The sequence below is a fragment of the Halomonas sp. NCCP-2165 genome (assembly GCF_023708045.1).
In the GTDB taxonomy this organism is placed as follows: Bacteria; Pseudomonadota; Gammaproteobacteria; order Pseudomonadales; family Halomonadaceae; genus Bisbaumannia; species Bisbaumannia pacifica.
Map to the genome: position 1 here is coordinate 35,308 of NZ_BRCY01000006.1, position 26,949 is coordinate 62,256.

General features: G+C 65.5%; 19 protein-coding genes and 1 pseudogene. 10 read left to right on the forward strand and 10 right to left on the reverse strand.

What is annotated here, in order from left to right:
- Positions 1 to 93 precede the first annotated feature (93 nt).
- Complete coding sequence (locus NFU04_RS04770) at positions 94 to 1,380, reverse strand: aromatic ring-hydroxylating oxygenase subunit alpha (protein ID WP_251308358.1); 1,287 nt, start codon at positions 1,378 to 1,380, stop codon at positions 94 to 96.
- A 329-nt stretch (positions 1,381 to 1,709) separates the two neighbouring features.
- Here NFU04_RS04770 and NFU04_RS04775 point away from each other — a divergent pair, with 329 nt between their 5' ends.
- The 3 genes and pseudogenes from NFU04_RS04775 (at position 1,710) to proX (ending at position 4,241) form a co-directional block, all read left to right on the forward strand.
- Entirely contained in the window at positions 1,710 to 2,816 is a 1,107-nt protein-coding gene (locus tag NFU04_RS04775; RefSeq protein ID WP_251308359.1) for a hybrid-cluster NAD(P)-dependent oxidoreductase, read from the forward strand.
- A 22-nt stretch (positions 2,817 to 2,838) separates the two neighbouring features.
- Positions 2,839 to 3,003, forward strand: a pseudogene (locus NFU04_RS04780) (2Fe-2S iron-sulfur cluster-binding protein); the annotation flags it as partial.
- Between the two features lie 227 nt (positions 3,004 to 3,230).
- The gene (gene proX, locus NFU04_RS04785; protein WP_251308360.1) at positions 3,231 to 4,241 is read left to right on the forward strand and encodes a glycine betaine/L-proline ABC transporter substrate-binding protein ProX; all 1,011 of its coding nucleotides are present in this window, start codon (positions 3,231 to 3,233) and stop codon (positions 4,239 to 4,241) included.
- Between the two features lie 71 nt (positions 4,242 to 4,312).
- Here proX and NFU04_RS04790 read toward each other — a convergent pair whose 3' ends face one another.
- Positions 4,313 to 6,349 (reverse strand): NADH:flavin oxidoreductase, encoded by a 2,037-nt coding sequence (locus NFU04_RS04790; protein ID WP_251308361.1) that lies wholly within the window; start codon positions 6,347 to 6,349, stop codon positions 4,313 to 4,315.
- A 127-nt stretch (positions 6,350 to 6,476) separates the two neighbouring features.
- Here NFU04_RS04790 and NFU04_RS04795 point away from each other — a divergent pair, with 127 nt between their 5' ends.
- Complete coding sequence (locus tag NFU04_RS04795) at positions 6,477 to 7,265, forward strand: pyrroline-5-carboxylate reductase family protein (RefSeq protein WP_251308362.1); 789 nt, start codon at positions 6,477 to 6,479, stop codon at positions 7,263 to 7,265.
- Positions 7,266 to 7,293: 28 nt separating this feature from the next.
- Here the strand turns inward: NFU04_RS04795 and NFU04_RS04800 are convergent, their stop codons facing one another.
- The 5 genes from NFU04_RS04800 to NFU04_RS04820 form a co-directional block, all read right to left on the reverse strand.
- The gene (locus tag NFU04_RS04800; protein ID WP_251308363.1) at positions 7,294 to 7,974 is read right to left on the reverse strand and encodes a TetR/AcrR family transcriptional regulator; all 681 of its coding nucleotides are present in this window, start codon (positions 7,972 to 7,974) and stop codon (positions 7,294 to 7,296) included.
- Positions 7,975 to 8,079: 105 nt separating this feature from the next.
- Positions 8,080 to 9,696, reverse strand: a complete 1,617-nt coding sequence (locus tag NFU04_RS04805; protein WP_251308471.1) for a BCCT family transporter — start codon at positions 9,694 to 9,696, stop codon at positions 8,080 to 8,082.
- Between the two features lie 344 nt (positions 9,697 to 10,040).
- Positions 10,041 to 11,597 (reverse strand): BCCT family transporter, encoded by a 1,557-nt coding sequence (locus NFU04_RS04810; protein ID WP_285835117.1) that lies wholly within the window; start codon positions 11,595 to 11,597, stop codon positions 10,041 to 10,043.
- 400 nt (positions 11,598 to 11,997) lie between these two features.
- Entirely contained in the window at positions 11,998 to 13,134 is a 1,137-nt protein-coding gene (locus NFU04_RS04815; protein WP_251308365.1) for a PQQ-dependent sugar dehydrogenase, read from the reverse strand.
- Positions 13,135 to 13,165: 31 nt separating this feature from the next.
- On the reverse strand, positions 13,166 to 14,050 hold the full coding sequence (locus tag NFU04_RS04820; protein WP_251308366.1) for an AEC family transporter: 885 nt from the start codon (positions 14,048 to 14,050) through the stop codon (positions 13,166 to 13,168).
- Between the two features lie 214 nt (positions 14,051 to 14,264).
- Between NFU04_RS04820 and glyA the strand changes: the two genes are divergently transcribed.
- The 6 genes from glyA (at position 14,265) to purU (ending at position 21,988) form a co-directional block, all read left to right on the forward strand.
- Entirely contained in the window at positions 14,265 to 15,575 is a 1,311-nt protein-coding gene (glyA, locus tag NFU04_RS04825; protein ID WP_251308367.1) for a serine hydroxymethyltransferase, read from the forward strand.
- Positions 15,576 to 15,622: 47 nt separating this feature from the next.
- Positions 15,623 to 16,873: a sarcosine oxidase subunit beta family protein gene (locus NFU04_RS04830; RefSeq protein WP_146801552.1), complete on the forward strand. Its 1,251-nt coding sequence runs from the start codon at positions 15,623 to 15,625 to the stop codon at positions 16,871 to 16,873.
- 12 nt (positions 16,874 to 16,885) lie between these two features.
- Positions 16,886 to 17,227: a sarcosine oxidase subunit delta gene (locus NFU04_RS04835; RefSeq protein ID WP_251308368.1), complete on the forward strand. Its 342-nt coding sequence runs from the start codon at positions 16,886 to 16,888 to the stop codon at positions 17,225 to 17,227.
- Positions 17,224 to 20,274: a sarcosine oxidase subunit alpha gene (locus NFU04_RS04840; RefSeq protein ID WP_251308369.1), complete on the forward strand. Its 3,051-nt coding sequence runs from the start codon at positions 17,224 to 17,226 to the stop codon at positions 20,272 to 20,274. The genes NFU04_RS04835 and NFU04_RS04840 overlap by 4 nt, the downstream gene beginning before the upstream one ends.
- Positions 20,267 to 20,902: a sarcosine oxidase subunit gamma gene (locus tag NFU04_RS04845; protein ID WP_251308370.1), complete on the forward strand. Its 636-nt coding sequence runs from the start codon at positions 20,267 to 20,269 to the stop codon at positions 20,900 to 20,902. Before NFU04_RS04840 ends, NFU04_RS04845 begins: the two co-directional genes overlap by 8 nt.
- Before the next feature lie 219 nt (positions 20,903 to 21,121).
- Positions 21,122 to 21,988 (forward strand): formyltetrahydrofolate deformylase, encoded by an 867-nt coding sequence (purU, locus tag NFU04_RS04850; RefSeq protein WP_251308371.1) that lies wholly within the window; start codon positions 21,122 to 21,124, stop codon positions 21,986 to 21,988.
- 652 nt (positions 21,989 to 22,640) lie between these two features.
- Here the strand turns inward: purU and NFU04_RS04855 are convergent.
- The 3 genes from NFU04_RS04855 to NFU04_RS04865 all read right to left on the reverse strand — a co-directional run bounded on the left by NFU04_RS04855 (position 22,641) and on the right by NFU04_RS04865 (position 26,536).
- A complete protein-coding gene (locus NFU04_RS04855; RefSeq protein WP_285835116.1) occupies positions 22,641 to 24,494 on the reverse strand; it encodes a TRAP transporter permease in 1,854 nt (617 codons plus the stop codon).
- Between the two features lie 158 nt (positions 24,495 to 24,652).
- A complete protein-coding gene (locus NFU04_RS04860) occupies positions 24,653 to 25,654 on the reverse strand; it encodes a TAXI family TRAP transporter solute-binding subunit (protein ID WP_251308372.1) in 1,002 nt (333 codons plus the stop codon).
- 99 nt (positions 25,655 to 25,753) lie between these two features.
- Positions 25,754 to 26,536 carry a class II aldolase/adducin family protein gene (locus NFU04_RS04865; RefSeq protein ID WP_251308373.1) on the reverse strand — a complete coding sequence of 261 codons (783 nt, stop codon included), beginning with the start codon at positions 26,534 to 26,536 and terminating at the stop codon, positions 25,754 to 25,756.
- Positions 26,537 to 26,949 lie beyond the last annotated feature (413 nt).

Genomic DNA, 26,949 nt, shown 5'->3' on the forward strand with positions numbered 1-26,949 from the left:
CGGGGACAATCCAGCCTGGGGGCCAAACGCCACAGGCCCGCCGATGGCGGGCCTGTGGGGCCTAAGCGATGAACTCAAGCGATACGAGAGGGCTTAGCCCTGCACCACCTTGAGCTCCGGGGCGGTGCTGCCCAGGTTCTCCAGCAGGCGCTCGCCGTACCAGTCGAGGAAGTCGATCACGCCGAACTCGTAGGTCTCGGAGTAGGGGCCCGGCTCGTAGGCCTTGGAGTTGATGCCGCGCTGATTCTCCTCGGCCAGGCGACGATCCTGGTGGTTGGTGGCATCCCACACCTTGCGCATCTCGGCGGGATCGTAGTCGACCCCTTCCACGGCATCCTTGTGGACCAGCCACTTGGTGGTCACCAGGGTCTGCTGGGGCCCCAGCGGCAGCACCCGGAAGACCAGGGCGTGATCGCCCATGAAGTGGTTCCAGGAATTGGGCAGATGGAGGATACGCAACGAGCCCAGGTCGGCGCTCTGGATGCGACCCATCAGCTTCTGGCAGGCGGGCTTGCCGTCCATGGTCATGGAGACGGCGCCGTCCAGCAGCGGGGTGCGGGTCAGGCGATTGCGCTTGCCGAAGCGCTTGAGCTGCCAGGGCACCTGCTGGGCGTCCCAGTCGGCCTGCTTCTGGGCCACCAGGGCCTTGTAGGCGGGGGTGGCGCGGGGATCGTCGGTGTCGTCGAATTCCTGCAGGGAGTTGAGCAGCTCCGGGTGCGAGCCGTTGCAGTGGTAGCACTCGCGGTTGTTCTCGATCACCAGCTTCCAGTTGGCCTGCTCGACGATGGAGGACTCCACCGCCACCTTGGTGTTCTCCATGTCGTAGGGTTCGAGGTAGTGATTCAGGGTGGCCAGGAAGTCGTCGATGGCCGGCGGCTCGTCGGCCAGGCTGACGAAGATGAACCCGCCCCCGGTCTTCACCTGCACCGGCTTGAGGCCGTACTGGTTGAGATCGAAGTTATTGCCCATGTCGGAGCCGGCGAACAGCAGGCGGCCGTCCAGCTCGTAGGTCCACTGGTGGTAGGGGCAGACCAGCTTGGCGACCTTGCCCTTCTCCTTGACGCACAGCCGCGAGCCGCGGTGACGGCAGACGTTGTGGAAACCATGCACCTGACCGTCATTGCCACGCACCAGGATCACCGGGTTGTCGCCGATCTCCACGGTCATGAAGTTGCCCTTGGTGGGAATCTCGCTGGTCATGCCGGCGAACAGCCACTCCTTGCCGAAGATCTCCTGCATATCCAGGGCGAAGACACGCTCGTCATTGTAGAAGGGCTGGGGCAGGGAGAAATTGCGCTGACGACTGCGCAGCATCTCTGCGGTGGCTTCCCGGGCGGGGGCCAGCGGATCGTCCAGGCGAGCGAGGGGCTTGGATTCCATGGGGCACATCCTCATTACAGGCGGCGGGTCAGGCCGAGTCATTGTTGATTGTGAGCTTCGTCAGCGGCAGGGCGCGCTGCATCGGCGTGCCCCTGATTTGCGGCGAGTGTGGATCAGAGTCGCAAAAAGTAATTATCTGCCGACGACAGAAGGTGATACGCCGGCGACGCCGGGCGAAATTACGCTCCCGGGGCCTGGATGCCAGGGATATGCCCGTGTCGTGAACAGGCATGTGATGACGCTATCCCTTGGCGCAAAATTCGCTCAACGACAAGCGGTGGCACCGCGGTCGGAGACAGCCCCCATGGTGCAGCCCAGGCGAACCGACAATGACAATGAACTTCCTCAACCCCGTCACCACCCAGACCTGGACCAATGGCCGCCATCTGGTGCGCTGCGTCAAGGTGATCCAGGAGACCTGGGACGTGCGTACCTTCTGCTTTATGGCCGAGCAGCCGGTGATGTTCTTCTTCAAGCCGGGGCAGTTCGTGACCCTGGAGCTGGAGATCGACGGCGAGCAGGTGATGCGCTCCTACACCATCTCCAGTTCCCCCTCGGTGCCCTACAGCTTCTCGATCACCGTCAAGCGGGTGCCCGGGGGCCGCGTCTCCAACTGGCTCCACGACAACCTGCGCGTCAATGACGAGCTGGCGGTGCATGGCCCGGTGGGCAACTTCAACTGCATCGACTACTCGGCGGAGAAGATCCTGATGCTCTCCGGCGGCGTCGGCATCACCCCGCTGATGTCCATGGCGCGCTGGTTCTTCGATACCAACTCCCTGGTGGACATCGAGTTCGTGCACAGCGCGCGCTCCCCCAAGGACGTGATCTTCCACCGCGAGCTGGAGCATATCTTCTCGCGGATTCCCGAGTTCAAGCTGCATATCATCTGCGAGCGCAGCGACGAACTGGGCGAGGCCTGGGCCGGCTTCCGCGGCTACCTGAGCCAGGCGATGCTCGAGCTGATGGCCCCCGATTTCATGGATCGGGAGATCTTCTGCTGCGGCCCCACCCCCTATATGAACGCCGTCAAGAACCTGCTCCGGCAGAACGGCTTCGACATGAGCCACTACCACGAAGAATCCTTCGGAGAGACCCCGGCCGAGGTGCAGGAGGAGGCCCTGGAGCATGCCGAGCAGGCCGAGGCGGAGGCCGAAGAGCTGGATATCGCCGATATGTACAGCGTCGAGTTCGCCTCCACCGGCAAGAGCGTGCGCATCCAGCCCGGCGAGACCGTACACACCGCCGCCGCCAAGCTGGGGCTGCATATTCCCAAGGCCTGCGGCATGGGGATCTGTGGTACCTGCCGGGTGCCGCTGACCACCGGCCAGGTGGACATGGAGCACAACGGCGGCATCACCGACGAGGACGTGGCCGAGGGCTATATCCTCTCCTGCTGCAGCAAGCCGCTGGGCGACGTGGTGGTCGATTACTGAGGTACAGAAGCCGCAGGCCAGGCCTGCGGCATGGGGGCTCTTTCCTCCCGGTACCTGCCGGGCGCCGCTGACCACCGGCCAGGTGGACATGGAGCACAACGGCGGCATCACCGACGAGGACGTGGCCGAGGGCTATATCCTCTCTTGCTGCAGCAAGCCGCTGGGCGACGTGGTGGTCGATTACTGATCGCCCCTCGGTGTCTCCCAGAGTCCCCTCCCTCGATCGATAAAAGCGCCCCATGCCGTCGCAACGGCATGGGGCTTTTTTCAGGTTCATCGCACCCAACCGAGAAGCCAAGCGGGGCGAACGCCCCGGCGGCTTGTCTTGGTTGCTCACCTCGGCGCCGCTATCCGGGCCTCCTGGGGCCGGCGCCGGATCCCACGACCGTCATAACCACAACAACGAGGTAAGTCATGACGTTGATTCGCAGGAAATCCTTGCTGGCCGCCCTGGCGCTGGCCACCGCCGCCCTGACGCCGCTGCCAGTCCTGGCCGAGGCGCGGCCGGGGGAGGGCGTGAGCGTCACCCCCATCTTCCCCACGGTGGCCGAGGAACACTTCCGCGGCCAGATCGCCATCATGGGCCTGGAGGCGCTGGGCTACTCGGTGGAGGCGCCCCGGGAGACCGAATACGCCGGCATCCTGCTGGGCCTGGCCTATGGCGAGGGAGACTTCACCGTCCATGCCTGGGACAAGCTGCACCGCGACTTCTATCGGCAGGTCGGCGGCGACGAGGTCCTGGTCAAGGCCGGCGATATGGTCCCCGAAGTGCTACAGGGCTACCTGATCGATCGGGCGACCGCCGAGGCGCACGGTATCGGCTCCCTCGAGGACCTGCGTGATCCGGAGATCGCCGCACTCTTCGATGTCGACGGCGACGGCCGGGCCGACCTCACCGGCTGCAACCCCGGCTGGGGCTGCGAGCAGGTGATCGACTACCACCTGCTCTCCTACGGCCTGGCGGACACCGTCAGCCATCACCGCGGTCCCTACTTCTCGCTGATGGAAGAGACCATCGCCCGCCACGAGCAAGGCGAGCCGATCCTCTACTACACCTGGGTGCCGCAGTGGGTCTCCGGGGTGCTGGTGCCGGGTGAGGACGTGGTCTGGCTGGAGGTGCCGCATACCTCGTTGCCGGATGGCAACAACGACGTGAATACCCACTTCAATGGCCAGAACCTGGGCTTCGCGGTAGATGCCATCCAGGCGCTGCTCAATCGCGACTTCGCCGAGCAGAATCCCGCCGCCCGCGAGTTTCTCGCCCTGGTGCAGATCGCCACCGAGGACGAGAGCGCCCAGAACCTGCGCATGCAGCAGGGCGAGGCCAGCCCCGAGGACATTCGCCGTCACGCCGCCGAGTGGATAGACGCGCATCGGGAGCAATTCGATGTCTGGCTCGCCGAGGCCCGTGCCGCCGCCGACTAAGGCCTTGTCTCGGCTCGTGAAATAGCCAACGGGCGCCCCTGATGGGGCGCCCGTTGGCGTTGGACCTTGGCTTACAATGCCTTGACCAGCCGCAGGGCGTCGTAGATGGCCGCATGGGTGTTGCGGGGCTCCACGGCGTCGCCGATGCGGAAGAGCTGGAAGCCACCGTCCGGGTTGCGTGTGACGGCCTGGGGCTTGCCTTCGATCAGGGCATCGTAGTCCACCTCGCCGCCGTTGCGGGAGTGCGGCTTGAGTTCGACGTAGAGCGCTTCCATGGGCGTGATGCCGTAGTTGACCACCACCTGGTCGAGGCGTCGCTGGTGATCCAGGTCCAGGTAGTCGCTGGTGATCCTGGCCAGCAGCTCGCCGCCGTCGCGTTGCACGGACTCGAGCCGGTAGGTGGGCGTGAAGGTGACGTTGGGGCGCTGCAGGGCGCGCATATAGGGCACCAGGTTCATGGCCATGATCTCCGCCGAGAAGGTGCGATCCGGGGTCATGATCTCCAGTTCGGCGCCGCTGGCGGCGATGATCTCCGCGGCCTGCAGGGCGGCATGGTCGCCGGCCTCATCGAACAGCAGCACCCGGCTTCCCGGCGCCACATGGCCGGAGAGGATGTCCCAGCTGGTGACCACCAGGTCGTGGCCCTGCGCCGGCTGATCCTCCGCGGGGAAGCCGCCGGTGGCGACGATCACCACCTCGGGGGCTTCTGCCAGCACGTCCTCCGCCTCGGCCCAGACGTTGTAGCGGATCTCCACGCCCAGCGCCTCGCACTGGGCCAGGCGCCAGTCGATGATGCCCAGCATTTCGCGACGCCGCTCGCTCTGGGCGGTGAGGCGCACCTGGCCCCCGGCATCGCCGGCGGCCTCCAGCACCAGCACCCGATGCCCCCGCTCGGCGGCGACCCGGGCGGCCTCGAGCCCCGCGGGACCGGCGCCGATAATCACCACCCTTCGCTGTTGCGCTGCCTTGGAGAGGGTGTGGGGCATGCTGGTTTCTCGCCCGGTGGCGGCGTTGTGGATGCAGTAGGCGGCGCCGCCCTGGTAGATACGGTCCAGGCAGTAATTGGCGCCGACGCAGGGGCGAATCGTCTCTTCGCGGCCTTCGAGGATCTTGCGCACGATATGCGGGTCGGCCATATGGGCGCGGGTCATGCCGACCACGTCCACCTTGCCCGAGGCGATGGCGTGGCGGGCGGTGGCCACGTCCTGGATCTTGGCGCCGTGGAAGGTGGGGAAGTCGACCCGGCGCTTGATCTCCCCGGCGAAGTCCAGGTGCGGGGCGCTGGGCATGCCCTGGATGGGGATGACGTCGGTGAGGCCCGGGTCGGTATCGATATGGCCGCGCACCACGTTGAGGAAATCGACCAGGCCGCTGGCCTTCAGGCGGTGCGATATCTCCAGTCCTTCCTCGGCGGTCAAGCCGCCCTCCAGCATCTCATCGCCGGTGTAGCGCACGCCGACGATAAAGTCGTCGCCGACTCGCCGGCGAATGGCTCGCAGCACGTCGAAGGTGAAACGCAGCCGGTTATCGAGGCTGCCCCCGTAGGGTGCCTCCAGGGTATTGGTCAGCGGCGACCAGAACTGATCCAGCAGGTGGCCGTAGGCCTGCAGCTCGATGCCGTCGAGGCCCGCGGCGTGCATGCGCTCGGCGGCGTCGGCGTAATCCTTGATCAGGCGCTCGATATCCCAGTCCTCGACCCGCTTGGGAAAGGCCCGATGGGCCGCCTCGCGGCGGTGCGAGGCCGACACCGCCGGCAGCCAGTCGCCCTTGTCCCAGCGGGTGCGCCGGCCCAGGTGGGTGAGCTGGATCATCACCGCGGTGCCGTGCTCGTGGCAGGCGTCGGTGAGCTCGCGCAGCCAGGGCACCACCTCGTCCTTGTAGGCGAGGATATTGTTGAACACCGGTGGGCTGTCCTTGGCCACCGCCGCGGATCCGGCGGTCATGGTCAGGCCGATGCCGGCACGAGCGCGTTCCTCGTGATAGGCCCGGTAGCGTGCCTTGGGCATGCCGTCTTCCGGGTAGGCGGGCTCGTGAGAGGTCATCATCAGCCGGTTCTTCAGGGTCAGGTGCTTGAGCCGGAAGGGTTGCAGCAGCGGATCGTTCGCCATGGTCGGGCCTCGTGCTGGTTAGGGGCCAGGATGTTCACGGTTGTTGACTGAATGTACATGGATGTACATTCTTGGGCGAGACAGGGCCGGGCCGATTTCACCGCCTGACCTCCAGGAGGACGCAACCATGCATAACGATGTCGTTTTGGGAATTATCGGCGGCCAGGGCTGGATGGGGCGCTCCCTGGGGAGGGCCTGGCTGGCGCAGGGGCTAGTGCCTGCCGAACGGCTGGTGGTCTCCTCGCGCTCCCTGGGCGACGCCTACCACGACTGGCCCGGGGTACGCTGCGTCACGGACAACCAGGAACTGGTCGCCCTGGCGGACGTGATCCTGCTGGCGGTGCGCCCCCAGGACCTGGCCGCGATCGAGGTCGAGGCGCGGGGCAAGTTGGTGATCTCGCTGCTGGCGATGACCTCGCTGGAGGCGGTCGCCCATCGGCTGGGCAGCCAGCGGGTGGTACGCGCCATGCCCAATGCGGCGGCGGAGATCGGCCGCGGCTACTTTCCCTGGGTCGCCGGGGAGGGCGTCGATGATGCCGACAAGCGGCTGGTCCAGGCGTTGCTGATGAGCGGTGGCAAGGCCCGGGAACTGCCCGAAGAGAGCGACCTCGACTATCTGACCGCCCTGAGCGGCGCCGGGCCCGCCTATCCCGCCCTGCTGGCCCGGGCGCTGCTGGAGGATGCCAGGCGCCAGGGGCTGCCCGAGGCGATCGCCTTCGAGGCGGTGATGGAGACCCTGGTGGGGGGCAGCCTGCTGCTGGAGCACCTGGGGGACGACCCCGGGGCCATGGTGAGGCGGTTGATCGATTACCAGGGCACCACGGCCCGGGGGCTGGAGACGATGATCGACGGCGGCTTCGAAGCCGTGGTGACGGAGGGGCTGGCGGCGGCACATCGGGCGGCTCGCGGCCTATAGGTTCTGCTCTCCGGCTGGCGGGGCCCGCTCATGTCCGGCTATAGCCATGCCGGGCATAGCCATGCCGGGCATAGCCATGCCGGGCATAGCCATGCCGGGCATGGAAACGTTGCAGCTCCCGTTCCGTGGGGGACTGGCCGGTGAAGATCTCCACATAGGCGGGAATACGCGCCATGCGCACCTCCAGCGACTCTCGTGTCTTCATGGAGATATAGCCGATCTGGGTCAGGTAGATGGTGCGCCCGCGCACATTGGCCGCCAGCTCCTCATGGCCGTGGGCGATGAACATCCTGGTCAGGGCCTCGATGCGTGCCGCGTCGGCGGCGTCGATCTCCCGGGCCACGGCTGCGGACTGAAGTGCCCAGCTGCGCATGGCGAACTCCAGTTGGGCGTCGAAGAGGCGGGGATCCAGCCAGCAGTCGAAGACATTCAGCATCGCCTCGACGATGCTCTCGGCGTAGGCCTCGCTCTGGCGCACCAGGCCCCGGGTATTCTTCTCACGCCAGCGTTCGATCAGCGCCTCCAGCAACGCCTCGCGATCCTTGAAGAACCAGTAGAAGCTGGTCCGCGAGAGCCTGAGGCGCTTGGCCAGTGACAGGATGCGCACGCTGTCCACGCCGGATTCCAGCAGCAGCTCGAAAGCCGCATCGAGCCAGGCCTCACGGGAGCCCTTGGCGGGGGTATCGATGGCGCGATCGGGGGGGGACATATCGGCGCTCTCGCTGGGGAAGGAGCGAGAAGTGTACAGCAGTGTCAGGTTTATGGGCATTAAATGGCCCGGCGTACGCCGGGCCAGGTAAAGGGGCGCCTCGTTTCAGACCGCTTCGCTGCGCAGCCCCTGGTAAATGCAGTAACACATGGCCACGGTGACGATGGTGAAGGGGAAGCCGGTGGCGATGGCCAGCGCCTGAAGCGAGGCCAGGCCGCCGCCCACCAGCAGGGCGATGGCGATCAATCCCTCGAAGCTGCACCAGAACACCCGCTGTGGCATGGGGGCATCCACCTTGCCGCCGGCACAGATGGTATCGACCACCAGCGAGCCGGAGTCCGAGGAGGTGACGAAGAACACCAGCACCAGGATGATACCAACCATGGATGTCAGGGCGGGGAGAGGCAGTAGCTCGAGCATGGCGAAGAGCGACAGCTCCGGCGTCCAGTTGGCGATGGTCTGCTGTACGCCGGTGTAACCGTCGTTGACCAGTTGGCTGATGGCGGTGCCGCCGAAGACCGCCATCCAGGCCACGCAGACCAGGGTGGGTACCAGCAGCACGGTAATGATGAACTCGCGCACCGTCCGCCCCTTGGAGACCCGGGCGATAAACATGCCGACGAAGGGGGACCAGGCGATCCACCAGGCCCAGTAGAAGGTGGTCCAGCCATGGAAGTAGCCGGTGTCCTCGCGGCCGACCCAGTTGGAGAGTGCCGGCAGGTTGACCGCGTAGCTGGCCAGGCCACCAAGAAAGGTCTGGAAGATATCAGTCGTGGCGCCGAACACCAGGATAAACAGGAAGAGCAGGGCGGCCAGGCCCATGTTCAGCTCGGAAAGCAGCTTGACGCCGCCATCCAGCCCACGCATCACCGAGACCACCGCCATGGCCGTCACCGCGATGATGATCACCACCTGGAGCTCGATGCTGGCCTCGATGCCGAACAGGTAATTGAGGCCCGCCGCCGCCTGGGAGGCGCCATAGCCCAAGGAGGTGGCCAGGCCGGCCAGGGTGGCCAGGGCCGCCAGGGAGTCGATCAGGTGCCCCGGCCAGCCCCAGACCCGCTCACCGAGGATCGGGTAGAAGGCCGAGCGGATGCTCATTGGCAGCCCCTTGTTATAGGAGAAGATACCCAGTGCCAGGGCCACCACGCTGTAGGCGGCCCAGGGGTGCAGGCCCCAGTGGAAGATGGTGCCGGCCATACCTAGGAGAACCGCTCGCTCCGCGGCGGCGGCATCCACCAGATTGCCATCGGCGTCCAGTACCCCCGGGGCGCCGAAGGGCGGGGTCAGGGTATGGTTCAGCGGCTCCAGCACGCCGTAGAACACCAGGCCGATGCCCATGCCGGCGGCGAAGAGCATCGAGAACCAGGCCGGATAGGAGTACTCCGGCCTGGCGTCCTTGCCACCGATGCGCACCTTGCCCAAGGGCGAGACGACCAGGAACAGGCAGAACAGCACGAAGATGTTCATGCCGATAGTGAAGACCCAGTCGAACTGAGTCGTCAGCCAGGGGCGCAGGGCGCCGAAGACCGAGGCCGCGGTTTCCTGAAAGATCAGGCAGAAGAGTACCAGGGCGATCACGGAAAGGGCGGAGATGGGAAAGACGGGGCTGTGGATATCCAGCTGGAGTGGGCCCAGGCTGGGCTGAATATTGTCCTGGCCGATCTGATAGTCGGTCTGGACCTCGCCTCGGTTTTTTATTTTCTCGAACATGGTCGGCATCTCGAGGGTCGGGGTGGGAAGCGATGCCTTCATTCTAGTCGCGTGGTGGCGGGGAAAGGCATGGCCTGGAGGGCGTCGAGTCAACGTCGCCAGGCCTCCCAGGATAACGGGTGGGGGCGGATTGACAACTTGGCCGACGTTTATCGCGCCATATGGACGGCCCGGGAGGCGTTGCCGAACCACAGGCCGTGGCACGGGGGAGGGGCGCCGACTCGCCCCTCGCGTTCGGGATGCGCCTGGAGGAAGCGCTGGCCGGGGGTAAGCGTCAGGCGACGATAGAGACGCCAGGCGATGCTTCCTGGGGGGCGTCGCCTGGTCGTCGATAGCGGACTGCCATCTTGCGATCAGGCGCGGGTCAGCTCGGCCGCTCCTTCGTCTCCTTTGGGCCGCCCGCTGCCATGATCGATGTCGTCGGCATCGGGCCGCACCTGGGGAGGCAGCATGGCGGCAGCGATAGGCTCCCGGCGCAGGGTGCGGTACAGGCTGATCGTCATCAGCAGGATAAAGATGGCGATGGGGAAGCCGGCGATGATCGAGGCCGTCTGGATCGTCTGCAGGCCACCGGCATAGAGCAGGGCGCCGGCGATGCAGGCGATGATGATGCCCCACAGGACGCGGATGGCCTGGGGCGGTTCGTCATGGCCAGCGCTGTCGAGGATGCACAGCACCAGGGTGCCGGAATCCGCCGAGGTGATGAAGTAGGTGGCCAGCAGCAGCACGGCGAGGATCGACAGGATGCTGCCCAGGGTGCCTGGATCGAGGGCGTCGAACAAGGCGAACAGGGCCAGGGTGGTGTCTTCCTGGGTGGCCTGCAGGATGGGGCCGCCGGCGAAGTCGGCCTCGGCACCAAGGCTGCCCTCGGCGACCGCCTGTTCGTGGGCGTGGCGGGCCTCGCGCTCCTCGAAGAGGGCGCTACCGCCGAACACCGACATCCATACGAAGGTGACCAGGGTGGGCACGATCAGGGCGCCTCCGACCAGCTCGCGGATGGTACGCCCCCGAGAAATGCGAGCGATGAACATGCCGACGAAGGGCGCCCAGAGCATCCACCAGGGCCAGTAGAAATCGGTCCACCAGTTCTGCCAGCCGCTGTCGTCATTGGCATCGCTCCACAGGCTCATGCCGATCAGGTTATCACCATAGCTGCCGGTGCTTTCCAGGAGGGTGTTGAGGATATAGCGGGTCGGTCCGATGGCGAGGATGATGGCCAGGATAACGATCGACAGCAGCATGTTCCATTCGGAGAGTCGGCGAATACCTCGGCCGACCCCGGACATCACCGAGGCGATGGCGAAGAACATGATCAGGGCGATCATGGTCAACTGTACGCCGATGCCGATATCGAGACCGAAGACACTATTGAGCCCGCTGTTCATCTGGATGACCCCCATGCCCAGGGAGTTGGAGACACCCAGGGCGGTGATCGCCACCGCGAGAATATCCACCACATGACCGATGGGGCCATAGATACGATGGCCGATAAAGGGGTAGAGAATGGAGCGCAGGGTGAGGGGGAGCCCCTTGCGATAGGCGAAGTAGGCCAGGGCCAGGGCGACGATGATAAAGGTCGCCCAGGGGTGCAGGCCCCAGTGGAAGAAGGAGATCAGCATGGCCATGGAGGCCGATTCGTCACTCAACCCTGAGGTGAAGGGGTTGTCGGCATAGTGAAACATCGGTTCTGCCACCGACCAGAAGATCAAGCCGATGCCCATGCCGCCGGAGAAGAGCATGCTGATCCAGGAAAAGAGGCTGAAATCGGGGCTTTCGTCGTCGCGACCCAGGCGGATATGCCCGAAGCGACTGACCATTAAATATAGTAGAAAGAAGAGTACCGAAGTGACCAGGCCAAGATAGAACCACTTGGCATTATTGAGCACTGCTGTCGAGATATCCTGGAAGATGGCGCCTGCCTGTTACGCCAGTATGGCACAGAAGATCACGAATCCGATGACCAGTACCTTGGAGGCGACAGTCACGGTCGGGTTAAGGCCATTTAATAGGCCAGCATTCGAGCGCATGAGGGAATAGTCTCTCTATTATTGATTGTATCGAGTCAGAGGAGTGTCCTGGCATTAGCCGCAGGCCAGAAGAGTATGGGGCGTAATAGAATGCGGCAATGAACTTTTATTTATCGTTATTAATAACGTTTTGTTATCGATAATTTCGCGTGAGACCTCGAGGAATGCCCCGTCAGGCTCGCCGGACATTCTGCTGCAACCGCCGGGGCCTCTGAGGATCGGGGGGCTCGGCGGAGCCGGGGAGCGAGCGTTAATCGCGTGCTACGCCCGTGCTACGCCCGTGCTATTCCCGCGGTTCCAGTCGGTAGAGGCCGCCGTCGCTCGCGTCGCTGAGCAGGTAGATGCGGCCGTCGGGGCCGACGCGCACGTCGCGGATACGGCCGATCTCCCCCTCCAGCACTACCTCGCGCTCCACCACCCGGTCGCCGTCGACCACCAGGCGCACCAGACGCTCGCTGCGCAACCCGCCGGCCAGCAGGTGGCCCCGCCAGCCGGGGAAGGCGTCGCCGCTCACCCAGGCCAGCCCCGAGGGGGCGAAGCGCCCCTCGAAGACGTGCACCGGGTCGCGCATCCCGGGGCGGCTGTCGTCGCCGATGGGCAGGAAGGTCACATAGTCCCGGCCCCGGCTCACCTCCGGCCAGCCGTAGTTCGCGCCGGCCTCGATGCGGTTGAGCTCGTCGCCGCCCCGGGGGCCGTGTTCGCTGGCCCAGAGGCGGCCCTCGCCGTCCACCGTCAGGCCCTGGATATTGCGGTTGCCGAGGCTGTAGAGCTCGTCGAGCACGGCGGGATCATCGACGAAGGGGTTATCCGCCGGCACGCCGCCCTCTGGGGTCAGGCGCAGCACGCCGCCGGCATGGTCGCCGCCGTCCTGGGCGCGATCCGGGTCGCGGCCGCGGTCGCCGATGCTTATCACCAGGCTGCCGTCGGGGAGGAAGGCCAGGCGGCCGCCGTAGTGGCGTCCCGGCTCGGAGTCGCGGTCCTGGACGAAGAGGGTGGTTAGCTCGGTGAGGCCGGCATCGCCGAGCCGCGCCCGGGCCAGGGCAGTGGCGCTGCCGCCGGGGCCGGGACGCGAGTAGCTGAAGTAGAGCCAGTCGTTGTCGCCGTCGCCACTGCCGTAGTCGGGATGCAGGGCCAGATCGAGCAGGCCGCCCTGGCCGCGGGCCGAGACCGCCGGCAGGCCGTCGAGGGCGCGACGTGTGTCGCCCTCCAGCAGCCAGAGGCGGCCGCCGCGCTCGCTGACCAGCATCCGGCCGTCGGGCAGGAAGGCCAGGGACCAGGGGTGACTCAGGCCCTCGGCCAGGCGCACCAGGCGGAAGTCATGGTGGTCGCTGGTCAGGCGCGCCTCGATCACCTCGGCGGCCGGGGCAGGGGCGGCGACCAGGGCCGCCAGCAGCGGGGGCAGGGCGCGTATCGGTCGCATCGTGACTCCTTATCGGCGCGGTACGTTACCCCTAGAGTAGGCCCTTCAGCAGCGCCAGCAGCAGCGGCAGGTAGAGGAAGGCCAGCAGGGTGGAGCAGAACACCAGGCTGGCCACATAGGCGGGCTCGCGGCCGGCGCGCTGGGCGAAGAGGTAGTTGAAGACGGCGATCGGCATGCTCATCTGCAGCACCAGGATGCCGTGGGCCAGGGGCGGCAGCCCCAGCAGCCACCCCACCAGGTAGGCGAGGGTCGCCGCCGCCAGGGTGCGGATCAGGCTGAAGCCGACCCCGGAACGCAGGCTCCTGACCTGGATGCTGGCCAGCGAGACCCCCAGGGTGATCAGCATCAGCGGCACCGTGAAGCCGGAGATCAGCTCCAGGGTGTTGTCGAGCCATAGCGGCAGGTCGGTGTCGGTGAGCAGGATGGCCAGGGCGATGGCGATGGCATAGACGGTGGGGGTGCGGGCCAGGGTGCGCAGCGGATTGCCTTGGCTGGCCATGATGGTGCCGAAGGTGAACTGCACCAGGGAGACGGTGACCATCACCGCGATACCGAAGGCGAAGCCGGCGCTGCCGAAGGCGTAGAGCACCACCGGCAGGCCCATGTTGCCGGTGTTGGGGTACATCATCGGCGAGATCACCACCCGCCAGGGTTTGCCGAGCAGCGGCGCCACCAGGAAGCTGGCCAGGCCCATGGCGGTGAGCACCAGCAGGGTGCCTAACATGGTCAGCCCGAAGCTTGCGGCATCCACCTCGGCCCCGGAGAGGGAGGCGAGGATCAGCGCCGGGGTGCCGATATTGAAGACCAGCTTGGTGACGAACTCCACCGGGTAGGGGTGGCCCAGGCGGATCCACAGGAAGCCCAGGCTGGCGCCGATAAATACCGGGGCCATGACGGCAAAGAGTTCGACAAGCATGGGCGTTCCTCGCTGGCGGTCAGGGGACGCCCATTGTCGTGAATCGGATGCTTAGAGGGCAAACGAATTCATGCAACACCGGCGTTCGGGAATAAAGTTTGTCAGTCGCGACACCCGTGTCGCAAACGCGCCGGGTCGTGACGCCGCCAAGCATCTTGGCCCCCAGGCCCAGGGATACCATCGCCGCAAACCACAACAATCTCTGGAGGCCGACATGACCCTGCGCAACGAGAGCCTGGCGCAATACGACACCCCCCTGGCCGCGGCCATCGCCGAAGAAGTGGCCCGTCAGGAGGCCCATATCGAGCTGATCGCGTCGGAGAACTACACCAGCCGCGCGGTGATGGAGGCCCAGGGCTCCCAGCTCACCAACAAGTATGCCGAGGGCTACCCGGGCAAGCGCTACTACGGTGGTTGCGAGTTCGTCGACAAGGTCGAGGCGCTGGCCATCGAGCGGGCCTGCGACCTGTTCGGTGCCGACTACGCCAACGTCCAGCCCCACTCCGGCGCCCAGGCCAACGCCGCCGTCTTCATGGCGCTGGTCCAGCCCGGCGACACCGTGCTGGGCATGAGCCTGGCCCACGGCGGTCACCTGACCCACGGCGCCGCGCCGAACTTCTCCGGCAAGCACTACAACGCCGTGCAGTACGGCCTCAACCCGGAGACCGGCGAGATCGACTACGAGGAAGTCGAGCGCCTGGCCCGCGAGCATCGGCCGAAGATGATCATCGCCGGCTTCTCCGCCTACTCCCGGGTGGTCGACTGGCGTCGTTTCCGCACCATCGCCGACGAGGTGGGTGCCTACCTGATGGTCGACATGGCCCACGTCGCGGGGCTCGTCGCCGCCGGCCTCTACCCGAGCCCGCTGCCCCACGCCCATGTGGTCACCACCACCACCCACAAGACCCTGCGCGGCCCCCGTGGCGGCCTGATCCTCTCCGCCCACGGCGACGAGGCCCTCCACAAGAAGCTCAACGGCGCGGTCTTCCCGGGTCAGCAGGGCGGCCCGCTGATGCATGTGATCGCCGCCAAGGCGGTGGCCTTCAAGGAGGCCATGAGCCAGGACTTCGTGCGCTACCAGCAGCAGGTGATCACCAATGCCCGGGCCATGGCCGAGGTCTTCGTCGAGCGTGGCTATGACGTGGTCTCCGGCGGCACCGACGACCACCTCTTCCTGGTCTCGCTGATCAAGCAGGGGGTCACTGGCAAGGACGCAGACGCCGCCCTGGGTCGCGCCCATATCACCGTCAACAAGAACTCGGTGCCCAACGACCCGCAGAGCCCCTTCGTCACCTCCGGGCTGCGTCTCGGCACCCCGGCGGTCACCGCCCGCGGCTTCGATGCCGCCGAGTGCACCGAGCTGGCCGGCTGGATCTGCGACATCCTGGATGCCCTGGCCGAGGGCGGCGACACCGCCGGCGTGGAGGCCGAGGTGCAGGCCAAGGTCGCCGAGGTATGTGCCCGGCATCCGGTCTATGGCGCGGCCGTCGCCGAAGCCGAAACCGCCGTCGAAACCATCGCTTGAACCGGCCGCCGGGCGCCGCCCGGCGAGGCCGAACTGAGGAGACCCCTATGCAACGCTATTCTGGCTTCGGGCTGGTCAAGCACGCGCTGAGCCACCACGAGAACTGGCAGCGCCAGTGGCGCAACCCCACGCCGAAGAAACAGTACGACGTGATCATCGTCGGCGGCGGCGGCCACGGCCTGGCGACCGCCTACTACCTGGCCAAGGAGTTCGGCGTCACCAACGTGGCGGTGATCGAGAAGGGCTGGCTGGGCGGCGGGAATACCGCGCGCAACACCACCATCGTGCGTTCCAACTACCTGTGGGACGAGGCGGCTGCCCTCTACGAGCATGCCATGAAGCTGTGGGAGGGGCTCTCCCAGGACCTGAACTACAACGTCATGTTCTCCCAGCGGGGCGTGCTCAACCTGGGCCACACCCTGCAGGACATGCGCGATATCCAGCGCCGGGTCAACGCCAACCGCCTGAACGGCATCGACGGCGAGGTGCTGGACGCCAAGGGCGTGCAGGAGCTGGTGCCGATCATGGACTGCTCCAAGAATGCCCGCTACCCGGTGCTGGGCGCCTCCTGGCAGCCCCGCGCCGGGGTGGCCCGCCACGACGCTGTGGCCTGGGGCTATGCCCGCGGCGCCGACGCCCTGGGCGTGGATATCCTCCAGCAGACCGAGGTCACCGGCTTCAAGATCCGCGACGGCCAGATCTATGGCGTGCACACCAACCGTGGCGATATCGAGGCCAAGACCGTGGGCTGCGTGGCCGCCGGTAACTCCGGGGTGCTGGCCAAGATGGCTGGCTTCAAGCTGCCGCTGGAGTCGCATCCGCTGCAGGCCCTGGTCTCCGAGCCGATCAAGCCGATCCTCGACACCGTGGTGATGTCCAACCACGTGCACGGCTATGTGAGCCAGTCCGACAAGGGCGACCTGGTGATCGGCGCCGGCATCGACGGCTACAACGGCTATGGCCAGCGCGGCAGCTACCCCACCGTGGAGCACACCCTGCAGGCCATCGTCGAGATGTTCCCGATCTTCTCCCGGGTGCGCATGAACCGCCAGTGGGGCGGCATCGTCGACACCTGCCCGGATGCCTGCCCGATCCTCTCCAAGACCCCGGTGAAGGGCCTGTTCTTCAACTGTGGCTGGGGCACCGGGGGCTTCAAGGCCACCCCGGGCTCGGGTCATGTGTTCGCCGCCAGCCTGGCCAAGGGCGAGATGCACCCCATCGCCGAGCCCTTCTCCATGTTCCGCTTCCACAGCGGGGCCCTGATCGACGAGCACGGCGCCGCCGGCGTGGCCCACTAAGGAGAATTCGCCATGTTCACTATCTATTGCCCCTACTGCGGCGAACACCGCGAGGAAGAAGAGTTTCACCCCAAGGGCCAGGCGCATATCGAGCGACCCAAGGACCCCGAGGCGTGCAGCGACGAGGTGTGGGGCGACTACCTGTTCTTCCGTGACAACCCCCGTGGCGTGCACCACGAGCTGTGGGTGCATGCGGTGGGTTGCCGCAAGTTCTTCAATGTCACCCGTCACACCGTGACCTACGAGATCCTCGAGACCTACAAGATGGGCGAGCAGCCGTCGATCACCGCCGATGCCCAGGGCCAGCCCCGCGAGGCCGTGGCGGCCAGCCGTCAAGAAGGAGTGCGCGCATGAGCCAGTCCAAGAAACAAGTGCACCGCCTGGCCAAGGGCGGTCGGATCGATCGCTCCCGCACCCTGAGCTTCACCTTCAATGGTCAGAGCTACCAGGGCCACCCGGGGGATACCCTGGCCTCGGCGCTGCTGGCCAATGGCGTGGATATCGTCAACCGCAGCTTCAAGTACTCGCGGCCCCGGGGCATCGTCGCCGCCGGTGCCGAGGAGCCCAATGCCATCGTTCAGCTGGGCAGCACCGAGGCGGCCCAGGTGCCCAACGTGCGCGCCACCCAGCAGGCGCTGTTCGCCGGCCTCACCGCCCGCAGCACCAACGGCTGGCCCAATGTGCAGCGCGATCTGATGGGGTTGTTCGGCAAGCTGGGTGGCAAGTTCATGCCCCCGGGCTTCTACTACAAGACCTTCATGGCCCCGGCCTCGCTGTGGATGACCTACGAGAAGTACATCCGCAAGGCCGCCGGCCTGGGGCGCAGCCCCATGGAAGCCGATCCGGACACCTACGATCACCTGAACCAGCACTGCGACGTCCTGGTGGTGGGGGCCGGTGCCGCCGGCCTGGCCGCGGCCCTGGCCGCCGCACGCAGCGGCGCCCGGGTGATCGTCGCCGACGAGCAGGAAGAGATGGGCGGCTCGCTGCTGGATAGCCGCGAGACCCTGGATGGCAAGCCGGCGGACCAGTGGGTTGCCCAGGTGGTCAAGGAGCTGGCCGGGTACGACAACGTCACCCTGCTGCCGCGCACCACCGCCAACGGCTACCACGATCACCACTTCGTCACCCTGCACGAGCGGCGCACCGAGCACCTCGGCGAGACCGCCCCCCTGGTGAAGGGACGCCGTCAGGTGCGCGCCCGCATGCACCGGGTGCGTGCCGGCCAGGTGATCCTGGCCACCGGCGCCCACGAGCGGCCGCTGGTCTACGCCGGCAACGACGTGCCGGGCAATATGCTGGCCGGCGCCGTCTCCACCTATATCCGCCGCTACGGCGTGGCGCCGGGCCACAAGCTGGTGCTTACCACCAGCAACGACTACGGCTATCGCGCCGCCCTCGACTGGAAGGAGGCGGGGCGCGAGGTGGTGGCCATCGTCGACGCCCGCCAGTCGCCCGCCGGCGACTGGGTGGAAGCCGCCCGCGCCCAGGGCATCAAGATCATCACCGGCAGCGCCGTGATCGAGGCCAAGGGCGGGAGCCGCGTCAGCGCGGCGCGGGTCGCCAAGATCGATATCGATGCCTTCCAGGTCAGCGGCCCGGCCCAGGAGCTGGCCTGCGACACCATCGCCAGCTCCGGCGGCTATAGCCCGGTGATTCACCTGGCGTCCCACACCGGCGCCCGGCCCACCTGGCGCGACGACCTCCTCGGCTTCGTGCCGAGCCTGGTCAAGGGCGTCCACGCCTGCGGCGGTGCCAACGGTACCTATGCCCTGGGCGAGGTGCTCGCCGAGGGCGTGGAGGCCGGCATCAAGGCCGCCGCCGTCACCGGCCACGCCGCCCCGGCGGTGAGCCTGCCCCAGGTCCAGGCCCTCAAGCAGGGGCCGGCGGCGCCGCTCTTCCAGGTGCCCCACGAGAAGCCGACCCTGCGCGCGCCCAAGCAGTTCGTCGACCTGCAGAACGACGTCACCGCGGCGGGCATCGAGCTGGCCACCCGGGAGGGCTTCGAGTCCATCGAGCACGTCAAGCGCTACACCGCCATGGGCTTCGGTACCGACCAGGGCAAGCTGGGCAACATCAATGGCATGGCCATCGCCGCCCGCTGCCTGGGTCGTCCCATCCCCGAGGTGGGCACCACGGTGTTCCGTCCCAACTACACCCCGGTGACCTTCGGCGCCATCGTCGGCCGTCACTGCCGCGACCTCTTCGATCCGGAGCGCTACACCGCCCTGCATCAGTGGCATGTGGAGCACGGCGCCGAGTTCGAGGACGTGGGCCAGTGGAAGCGCCCCTGGTACTACCCGCAGACCGTCAACGGCAAGGTCGAGACCCTGCACGAGGCGGTGGCCCGGGAGTGCCGCGCGGTGCGCGAGAAGGTCGGCATCCTCGACGCCTCGACCCTGGGCAAGATCGATATCCAGGGCCCCGACGCCCGGGAATTCCTGGCCCGGGTCTACACCAACAAGTGGGAGAAGCTGGCGGTCGGCAAGTGCCGCTACGGCCTGATGTGCAAGGACGACGGCATGGTCACCGACGACGGCGTGACCAGCTGCCTGGCCGACAACCACTTCCTGATGACCACCACCACCGGCGGCGCCGCGGCGATCCTCGAGTGGCTGGAACTGTGGCACCAGACCGAGTGGCCGGAGCTGGATGTCTACTTCAGCTCGGTGACCGACCACTGGGCCACCATGACCATCACCGGCCCCGAGGCGCGCAAGCTGCTGGCCGAGATCACCGATATCGATCTCGACAAGGACAGCTTCAAGTTTATGGAGTGGCGTGCCGGCAAGGTGGCGGGCGTGCCGGCGCGGGTCTATCGCATCTCCTTCACCGGCGAGCTGACCTTCGAGATCAACGTCCAGGCCAACTACGCCATGCATGTGTGGCAGACCCTGTTCAAGCACGGCGAGAAGTACGGCCTGACCCCCTACGGCACCGAGACCATGCACGTCTTGCGCGCCGAGAAGGGCTTTATCATCGTCGGCCAGGACACCGATGGCTCGGTGACTCCGGAAGACCTGGGGATGCAGTGGTGCGTGGGCTACGACAAGCCCTTCTCGTGGATCGGCAAGCGGGCCCTGACCCGTTCCGACACCAAGCGCGAGAACCGCAAGCAGCTGGTGGGCCTCAAGCCCAAGGACCCCAAGGTGGTGCTGGAGGAGGGTGCGCAGATCGTCTTCGATCCCAAGCACGCCATCCCCATGCCGATGGCCGGGCACGTGACCTCCAGCTACTACAGCCCGACCCTGGACTCCGGCTTCGCCCTGGCGGTGGTCAAGGGTGGCCATCACAAGATGGGCGAGACCGTCTACCTGCCCATGGCGGACGGCCAGACCCATGAAGCCGAAATCGTCAGCCCGATCTTCTACGACCCCAAGGGAGAGCGCCAGCATGTCTAACGCGGCTACCTTCGATACCCGTACCGATAGCGCCATCCCGGTGGAGTCGCCGCTGGCCTACAGCTACCGCCGCAGCGGGGCGCCGGCGGCCGGCCCCGAGAGCCGCGTCACCCTGCGCGAGCGGGCCCTGCTGGGCCAGCTGGTGCTGCGCGGCGGCGCCATCGTCCTCGACGAGGCGGTGCGCGAGGTGCTGGGGCTGGGCCTGCCCGGCGAGCCCCAGGGGCTGGTCCAGGACGAGCGCGGCGAGCGCTCGGTCCAGTGGCTCTCCCCGGACGAGTGGCTGGTGATCGTCCCCGGCGGCGAGGAGTTCGAGCTGGAGACCCGGCTGCGCGAGCGGCTGGGTGACGCCCACTACGCCATCAGCGACGTCAGCGGTGGCCAGACCCTGCTGGAACTGGAAGGCGAGGCGGCCCGCGAGCTGTTGATGAAGACGGTGATCTACGACGTCCATCCCAGCCACTTCCCGGTGGGCCGGGGCGTGACCACGGTCTTCGCCAAGGCCACCGCCATCGTCCGCCGCCCCGCCGAGGAGCGCTGGGAACTGGTGGTACGCCGCAGCTTCGCCGACTACTGTTATCGCTGGCTGCTCGACGCTGGCGAGGAGTACGCCATCGGCGTGGTACGCTGAACGCAGTGATCAAGGCCGGGGGCGGGGCGTACCTGCTCCCGGCTTGGTCATCCCCTGATTCTTGGTGCTTCGCACCTTGGCGTGAGTACTCTTGTGGGAGCACGGCTTTGCCGCGCGATATCGCCCGAAGGGCGATCCTGACTGGCAGCAGCTGTCAGCCAGGCCATGGTGTCATGCACGATCCGCGAAGCACCGGCCTTTTCGAGTGAGGCGCCAATTATGAGCCAAGCATCTTCCACCTGGATCCTGGCCGCCCAGTGTCCCAGCCGTCTGGGCACCGTGGACGTGGTCACCCGCTTCCTCAAGGAGAACCGCTGCTATATCACCGAGCAGCACTCCTTCGATGACCGGCTCAGCGAGCGGTTCTTCATCCGTACCGAATTCCGTCCCCTGGACGATGACTTCTCCGCGGAGGCCTTCCAGGCCGCCTTCGCCGAGCGCGCCGACGAGTTCGCCATGAGCTTCGAGCTGACCCCACCGGGCACCCGCATGCCGGTGGTGATCATGGTCTCCAAGGCCGACCACTGCCTGAACGACCTGCTCTATCGCTACCGCACCGGGCAACTGCCCATCGAGATTCGCGCCATCGTCTCCAACCACCCGGACCTGGCCCCCCTGGCCGAGTGGCACGACATTCCCTATCACCACTTCCCCATCACGGCCGAGACCAAGGCCGAGCAGGAGGCGAAGGTGTGGGAGGTGATCGAGTCCAGCGGCGCCGAACTGGTGGTCCTGGCGCGCTATATGCAGGTGCTCTCCAGCGATCTTTGTACCAAGCTCAGCGGCCGGGCGATCAATATCCATCACTCATTGCTGCCCGGCTTCAAGGGCGCCAAGCCCTACCACCAGGCCTACGACAAGGGCGTCAAGCTGGTCGGGGCCACCGCCCACTACATCAACGACGATCTGGACGAAGGGCCGATCATCACCCAGGGCGTCGAGCCGGTCAGCCACGCCGACTACCCGGAAGACCTGGTGGCCAAGGGCCGCGATATCGAATGCATGACCCTGGCCCGCGCCGTGGGCTACCACGTCCAGCGTCGCGCCTTCCTCCACGCCCGCCGCACCGTGGTCTTCGACCGGTAAAGAATGGTTCATCGCAGATCAGCGTGAAGCCACGACATCGATGATTCCGGCTTGCTATCGTGGGAGTTTGGCTATGCCGAACGATTGGGCGACGAAGTCGCCCCTGGTGGCAGCCAGGATCGCACTTCGGGCGATATCGCCGAAGCGTCGGACCGGCGGAATCCGCGCGATTGGCGCCGTCAGGCGCCTTGGTCGCCCGCAGGGCGATCCTGACCAGCACCAATAGGCTCCTTAGCCACCCTCCCGCAACGCCTTGTCCCACCCCGGGACAGCGCCCAGCGAGAGGGTGATTTTTTGCTGTACTGGGCCAAGCCCCGCGCGGCTTACCCCGTGAGCTCCCCATTACCTGCTGAATCGCTACCCGAGCCCTGACGAGAGTAGCCCGGCGTTGTGGCAGGACCTGCAGCGCCCGGTAGGCGGGCGGCGGCGGGGTGCAAATCAGCTATGCCGTAGCTTCAAACTGATCTGCGATGAGACAAAAAAATCCATCACTTCCCGGTACCTGCCTTACCCACAGATTACTGCCCACGGACTCGTCCGAGCCCAGCGCCACGTGAGCGATTCCATCACCACGCTGCGCTGGGTGTTGTACCAGGGAATTGTGATGGTCTTATACAGTAGACGGCGATATTTTTGACACAATAGTACTAGCTCATGATGCAGGGGATGCCAGATCCTGGTGGACTGGGCGCCGCGACTGACACCAGGCCACCAGGGCCATGGCCAACAGGCCGACACCGCTGGTCAGCGGCTCGGGAACCACCATGGCCAGTCCGGCCGCCAACAGTACCAGGCGTTCCCAGGGCAGGGAATCTCTGACGAAATGCCCGATCAGGGCGCTGCTGACGCCCATGATGCCGAGCAGCGAGAAGAGCACCGCCGCCAGCAGGCCGGGCAGGGTGGCATCCACCATCACCAGCATGGGGTTATAGATAAAGGCGTAGGGGATGATAAAGGCGCCGATGGCCAGCTTGACGGCGGTAAAGCCGGTCTTCATGGGGTTGGCGCCGGCGATCCCGGCGCCGGCGAAGGCCGCCAGGCAGACCGGCGGGGTGATATCGGCGATGATCCCGAAGTAGAACACGAAGAGGTGCACCGCCATGGGCGGCAGGCCGAACTCGTTGATCAGGGCGGGCGCGGCGATGGTGGCGGTCACCACGTAGTTGGCCGTGGTGGGCAGGCCCATGCCCAGCACGATACAGGCCACCATGGTGAACAGCAGCGCCAGGATCAGCACGCCGTCGGCCAGGCTGATGATGCCGGCGGCGAACTTGGAGCCCAGGCCGGTCATGCCGACGACCCCGGCGATGATGCCGGCGCTGGCGACGGCGGCAATCACCGGCAGGGCCACCCGGGCGCCTTGCTCGAAGATCTTCACCAGGCCGGCCAGGGAGGGGCGGGTCTCCTTGCGGATCATGCCCACGGCGAAGGCGCAGGCGATGCCCAGCAGGGCGGCACGCTGGGCGGTGAAGCCTAGGCTGATGGTGCCGACGATCACCAGCAGCGGCAGCAGCATATAGCCCTTCTCCAGCATCAGCTTGCGCTTGCTGGGCAGTTGATCCTTGGGCAGGCCGAGGATACGGTGACGCCTGGCCTCGAAGTGCACGCCGATAAAGATGCCGGCGAAGTAGAGCAGCGCGGGAATCAGCGCCGAGAACATGATCTCCCGGTAGGAGACGCCCACGTACTCGACCATGATAAAGGCGGCGGCCCCCATCAGCGGTGGCATGATCTGGCCGCCGGTGGAGGCGGAGGCCTCGGCGGCGCCGGCGACTTCGGGCTTGAAGCGGGCATTCTTCATCATCGGGATGGTGAAGGAACCGGAGGCGACGGTGTTGCCGATGGAGCTGCCGGAGATCATGCCCTGGAAGGAGCTGGCCATGACCGCGGCCTTGCCGGCGCCACCGGTGAAGCGGCCGGTGACCGCGAAGGCCAGGTCATTGAAGAAGCGGCCCACCCCGGTGTGCATCAGCACCACGCCGAAGAACAGGAACAGGAAGATAAAGCGCGCCGAGATTTGCAGGGGCGTACCGAAGACGCCGCTCTCGCGGAACCACAGGTAGGGCGACACCTCGCCGAGGGAGAAGCCCGGGTGCGAGAGCATCTGGCTGGGAATATGGTTGCCGAACAGGGCATAGCCGATGGCCAGGGCGGCCATGATCACGATGGGAACCCCCACGGTGCGGCGGGTGGCCTCCAGCACGAAGAGCACCCCCAGCAGGGCGGTGGCCAAATCGAGGGTCGAGTAGCCGGTGACCCGGGCGCGCAGCACCTCTTCGTAGAAGAGGATCTTGTAGTAGGCGGTAAAGGTGGCGGCGAAGGCGAGGATCACGTCATACCAGGGGACGCGGGCGCGACTGCCGCTGCCCCGGGTGGCGGGGAAGAGGATAAAGATCATGCCCAGGGCCAGGCCCAGGTGAACGGCGCCCTGTTGCTGGGAGGGCAGGGTCCCGAAGTAGCCGGTATAGAGGTGGAAGCCGGTCAGCGAGACCCCCATCAGGGTCACCAGCCAGGCCCACTTGCCGAGATGAAGGCGGGTAGCGGATTCGCGATCGTACTGATCTAGTACGGACGCATCGTCAGCGGTTTTTTTTTAACCACGGTTCAAGGCCTCACGAAAGGCGGCGCCGCCGGAGGGCCCGGCGGCGCCGCGGGGGGATCGAATCAGTTGGCGAGATCGTCGAAGGCGGTGAAGTCGGAGCCTTCCCGGGAGACGATCTGGAGGACTTCCGGATAGATGTGGCCGATAAAGGCGACGTTATCCACCTGGGCACCCTCGAATTCGCCCTGGCCGGCCACGGCGTCCTGTGCCGGGGCATGCACGGTCATGCCCAGGTCCATGCGACCGTCGCGGATGCTGACCAGGTTCTCGATGGAGGCGCCGGTCTCGATATTGGTGAAGTTCTGCTCATCCAGGTAGCGATTCCAGATGGTGGCCATCTCGCCGCCCAGCGGATAATAGGTGCCGCCCTGGCTGCCGGTGCCGAGGATGAACTCGCGCTTCTCCTCGCTCTCACCCAGCTCGGCCACCGGATTGGTCACGGTCAGGCCCTGCTCCTCATAGTAGCGTTTGGCGCCCGGGTGGATCGGCAGGCCCTCGGAGCCGTTGAGGGCGTTCTCCAGGGTCATGAAGGCCGACTGGGCGTGGGTGTTCTCTTCGGCATGCTCATGCATCAGGCGCGCCAGCTCGTAGCCCAGCTCCTCGCCGATGGTGTCGGTGCTGCCCACCAGCACGGCATAGGCGGTGACGGTATCGACGTCCTCTCCCTGGAAGGCGTAGCTGCCGGCGGGAATGGTAAAGCGGCGATAGGCGCTGTTGGTCTCGAGGTAGTCGATGGCCGCATCGCTGAGGCCGATCAGGCGCGCATCGCCGCTGGCAGCTTGAAGGTTCTCGATGCTTCCCGAGGGCAGGCCGAGTAGGCCGATAGAGACATCGATATTGCCATCCTGCACGCCGTCCAGGGCGGCCCCGAAGCCTTCCTGATAGGTGGTGTAGGCGTCTTCGCCGATACCGTAGGCATCGAGGATCAGCTGTGACACATTCTGGGCAGTGCTGGCGGGCGGGCCGATGGCGATATTTGGCTTGCTGCTGGTGTCATCGCCGCAGCCGACCAGCAGGGGGCCGGCGGCGAGGCCGACCATGGCCAGGGGGAAAGAGGGCTTCATATCGTCTCTTGTTACCTGAAATATCTTTCTTATATCTCCCCACGAGGAGATATCGTAGAAGGTGATTGGCTTGCCGTCCTCTATGGACTAACTGGCTAGTTAGCAGCGGTAATCCTCGCCATCCCGATCGAGCAGCCTAAGAAGGGCCGTCCATTCTCGGTCCAAATGCACTGTATCTAAGTAAGCATAGTCGTCATGTTGCTTAGCAGCGTGCTCGCAGACTTCTTGGGAGGGGATGGTGACCTGCTTGCCCATCGATAGCGTTTTGACTTGAATGTCACAAGCCTTGTCCAAGTAAAACATTCGTGTAAAGGCTTCTGCGACAGACCGGCCTGTTGTTAAAAGCCCATGGTTCCTCAAGATCAAGAAATTCGAATCGCCTATCGATGATACGATGCGCTCACGCTCGTCTAGGTCCAGTGAGATTCCTTCGTAATCATGGTAAGCAACACGATTGTAGAATTGCATGCTAATTTGGTTGAGAGGTAAAAGCCCGCATTCGAGCGCTGCAACAGCCATACCAGCTGTCGTATGTAAATGCACAACACACTCAACATCATGCCTGGCCTGGTGAAGGGCACTATGAATTGTGAAGCCCGCTGCATTGACCTCAAATCGTTGGTCGTCAATTGGCCTTCCCTCAGTATCAATTTTTACGAGGCTAGAGGCCGTGATTTCATCGAAGAACCATCCATGGGGGTTGATCAGGAACTGATCTGTTGTCCCCGGTACGCGTACGGACAAGTGCGTATAGATGAGATCAGTCAAGCCAAACCTGGCTGCTAACCTGTAGGCTGCGGCAAGCTGGACGCGAGCTTCCCATTCGTCAGGGCTAATATTGCTTGGAATACGATTCCGATTGGGGTCTGTTGAACTAATCATTTTAAAATATCCTTATGCTACTGGGTTCAAGCAGAATGGGCTGCGTTGCCCGGCTTCAGATTGGCTATACGCTGGGGGTCACCAATATTTTTAGTTACTGCTCGTTCGTCTCTGTCCTCGGAATGATTGCTCATCAGCGGAGTCAGAGCCTCGGGCGATATGTTCACATCGGGAAAATTGCCTTGGTTCCGATATGGGCATGAGCAGCAGTATCTGTATGCTTTGGAGCTGATCAGCCTCCGATCACCATCACGCGGCGTTACCCGATCGTTTTCGTTTCACTAGATCTTGCGCCCAGGCCGGGAAGTGGATAAATCAAGAAAATCCGCATTTTGACAAGTTTTTCTTGTCGTTGTTGTGGCCCGATTAAAGCCTGTCAACGCGGTACTCAGGGATGGCGAGGTCATCACCTG

Coding starts and splice junctions, on each gene's coding strand:
- NFU04_RS04835 (WP_251308368.1), top strand. CDS start 16,886: ATGTTCACTATCTATTGCCCCTACTGCGGCGAACACCGCGAGGAAGAA.
- NFU04_RS04800 (WP_251308363.1), bottom strand. CDS start 7,974: ATGTCCCCCCCCGATCGCGCCATCGATACCCCCGCCAAGGGCTCCCGT.
- NFU04_RS04865 (WP_251308373.1), bottom strand. CDS start 26,536: ATGATTAGTTCAACAGACCCCAATCGGAATCGTATTCCAAGCAATATT.
- NFU04_RS04805 (WP_251308471.1), bottom strand. CDS start 9,696: ATGCCGACCATGTTCGAGAAAATAAAAAACCGAGGCGAGGTCCAGACC.
- proX (WP_251308360.1), top strand. CDS start 3,231: ATGACGTTGATTCGCAGGAAATCCTTGCTGGCCGCCCTGGCGCTGGCC.
- purU (WP_251308371.1), top strand. CDS start 21,122: ATGAGCCAAGCATCTTCCACCTGGATCCTGGCCGCCCAGTGTCCCAGC.
- NFU04_RS04790 (WP_251308361.1), bottom strand. CDS start 6,349: ATGGCGAACGATCCGCTGCTGCAACCCTTCCGGCTCAAGCACCTGACC.
- glyA (WP_251308367.1), top strand. CDS start 14,265: ATGACCCTGCGCAACGAGAGCCTGGCGCAATACGACACCCCCCTGGCC.
- NFU04_RS04815 (WP_251308365.1), bottom strand. CDS start 13,134: ATGCGACCGATACGCGCCCTGCCCCCGCTGCTGGCGGCCCTGGTCGCC.
- NFU04_RS04840 (WP_251308369.1), top strand. CDS start 17,224: ATGAGCCAGTCCAAGAAACAAGTGCACCGCCTGGCCAAGGGCGGTCGG.
- NFU04_RS04830 (WP_146801552.1), top strand. CDS start 15,623: ATGCAACGCTATTCTGGCTTCGGGCTGGTCAAGCACGCGCTGAGCCAC.
- NFU04_RS04860 (WP_251308372.1), bottom strand. CDS start 25,654: ATGAAGCCCTCTTTCCCCCTGGCCATGGTCGGCCTCGCCGCCGGCCCC.
- NFU04_RS04820 (WP_251308366.1), bottom strand. CDS start 14,050: ATGCTTGTCGAACTCTTTGCCGTCATGGCCCCGGTATTTATCGGCGCC.
- NFU04_RS04770 (WP_251308358.1), bottom strand. CDS start 1,380: ATGGAATCCAAGCCCCTCGCTCGCCTGGACGATCCGCTGGCCCCCGCC.
- NFU04_RS04845 (WP_251308370.1), top strand. CDS start 20,267: ATGTCTAACGCGGCTACCTTCGATACCCGTACCGATAGCGCCATCCCG.
- NFU04_RS04775 (WP_251308359.1), top strand. CDS start 1,710: ATGACAATGAACTTCCTCAACCCCGTCACCACCCAGACCTGGACCAAT.
- NFU04_RS04795 (WP_251308362.1), top strand. CDS start 6,477: ATGCATAACGATGTCGTTTTGGGAATTATCGGCGGCCAGGGCTGGATG.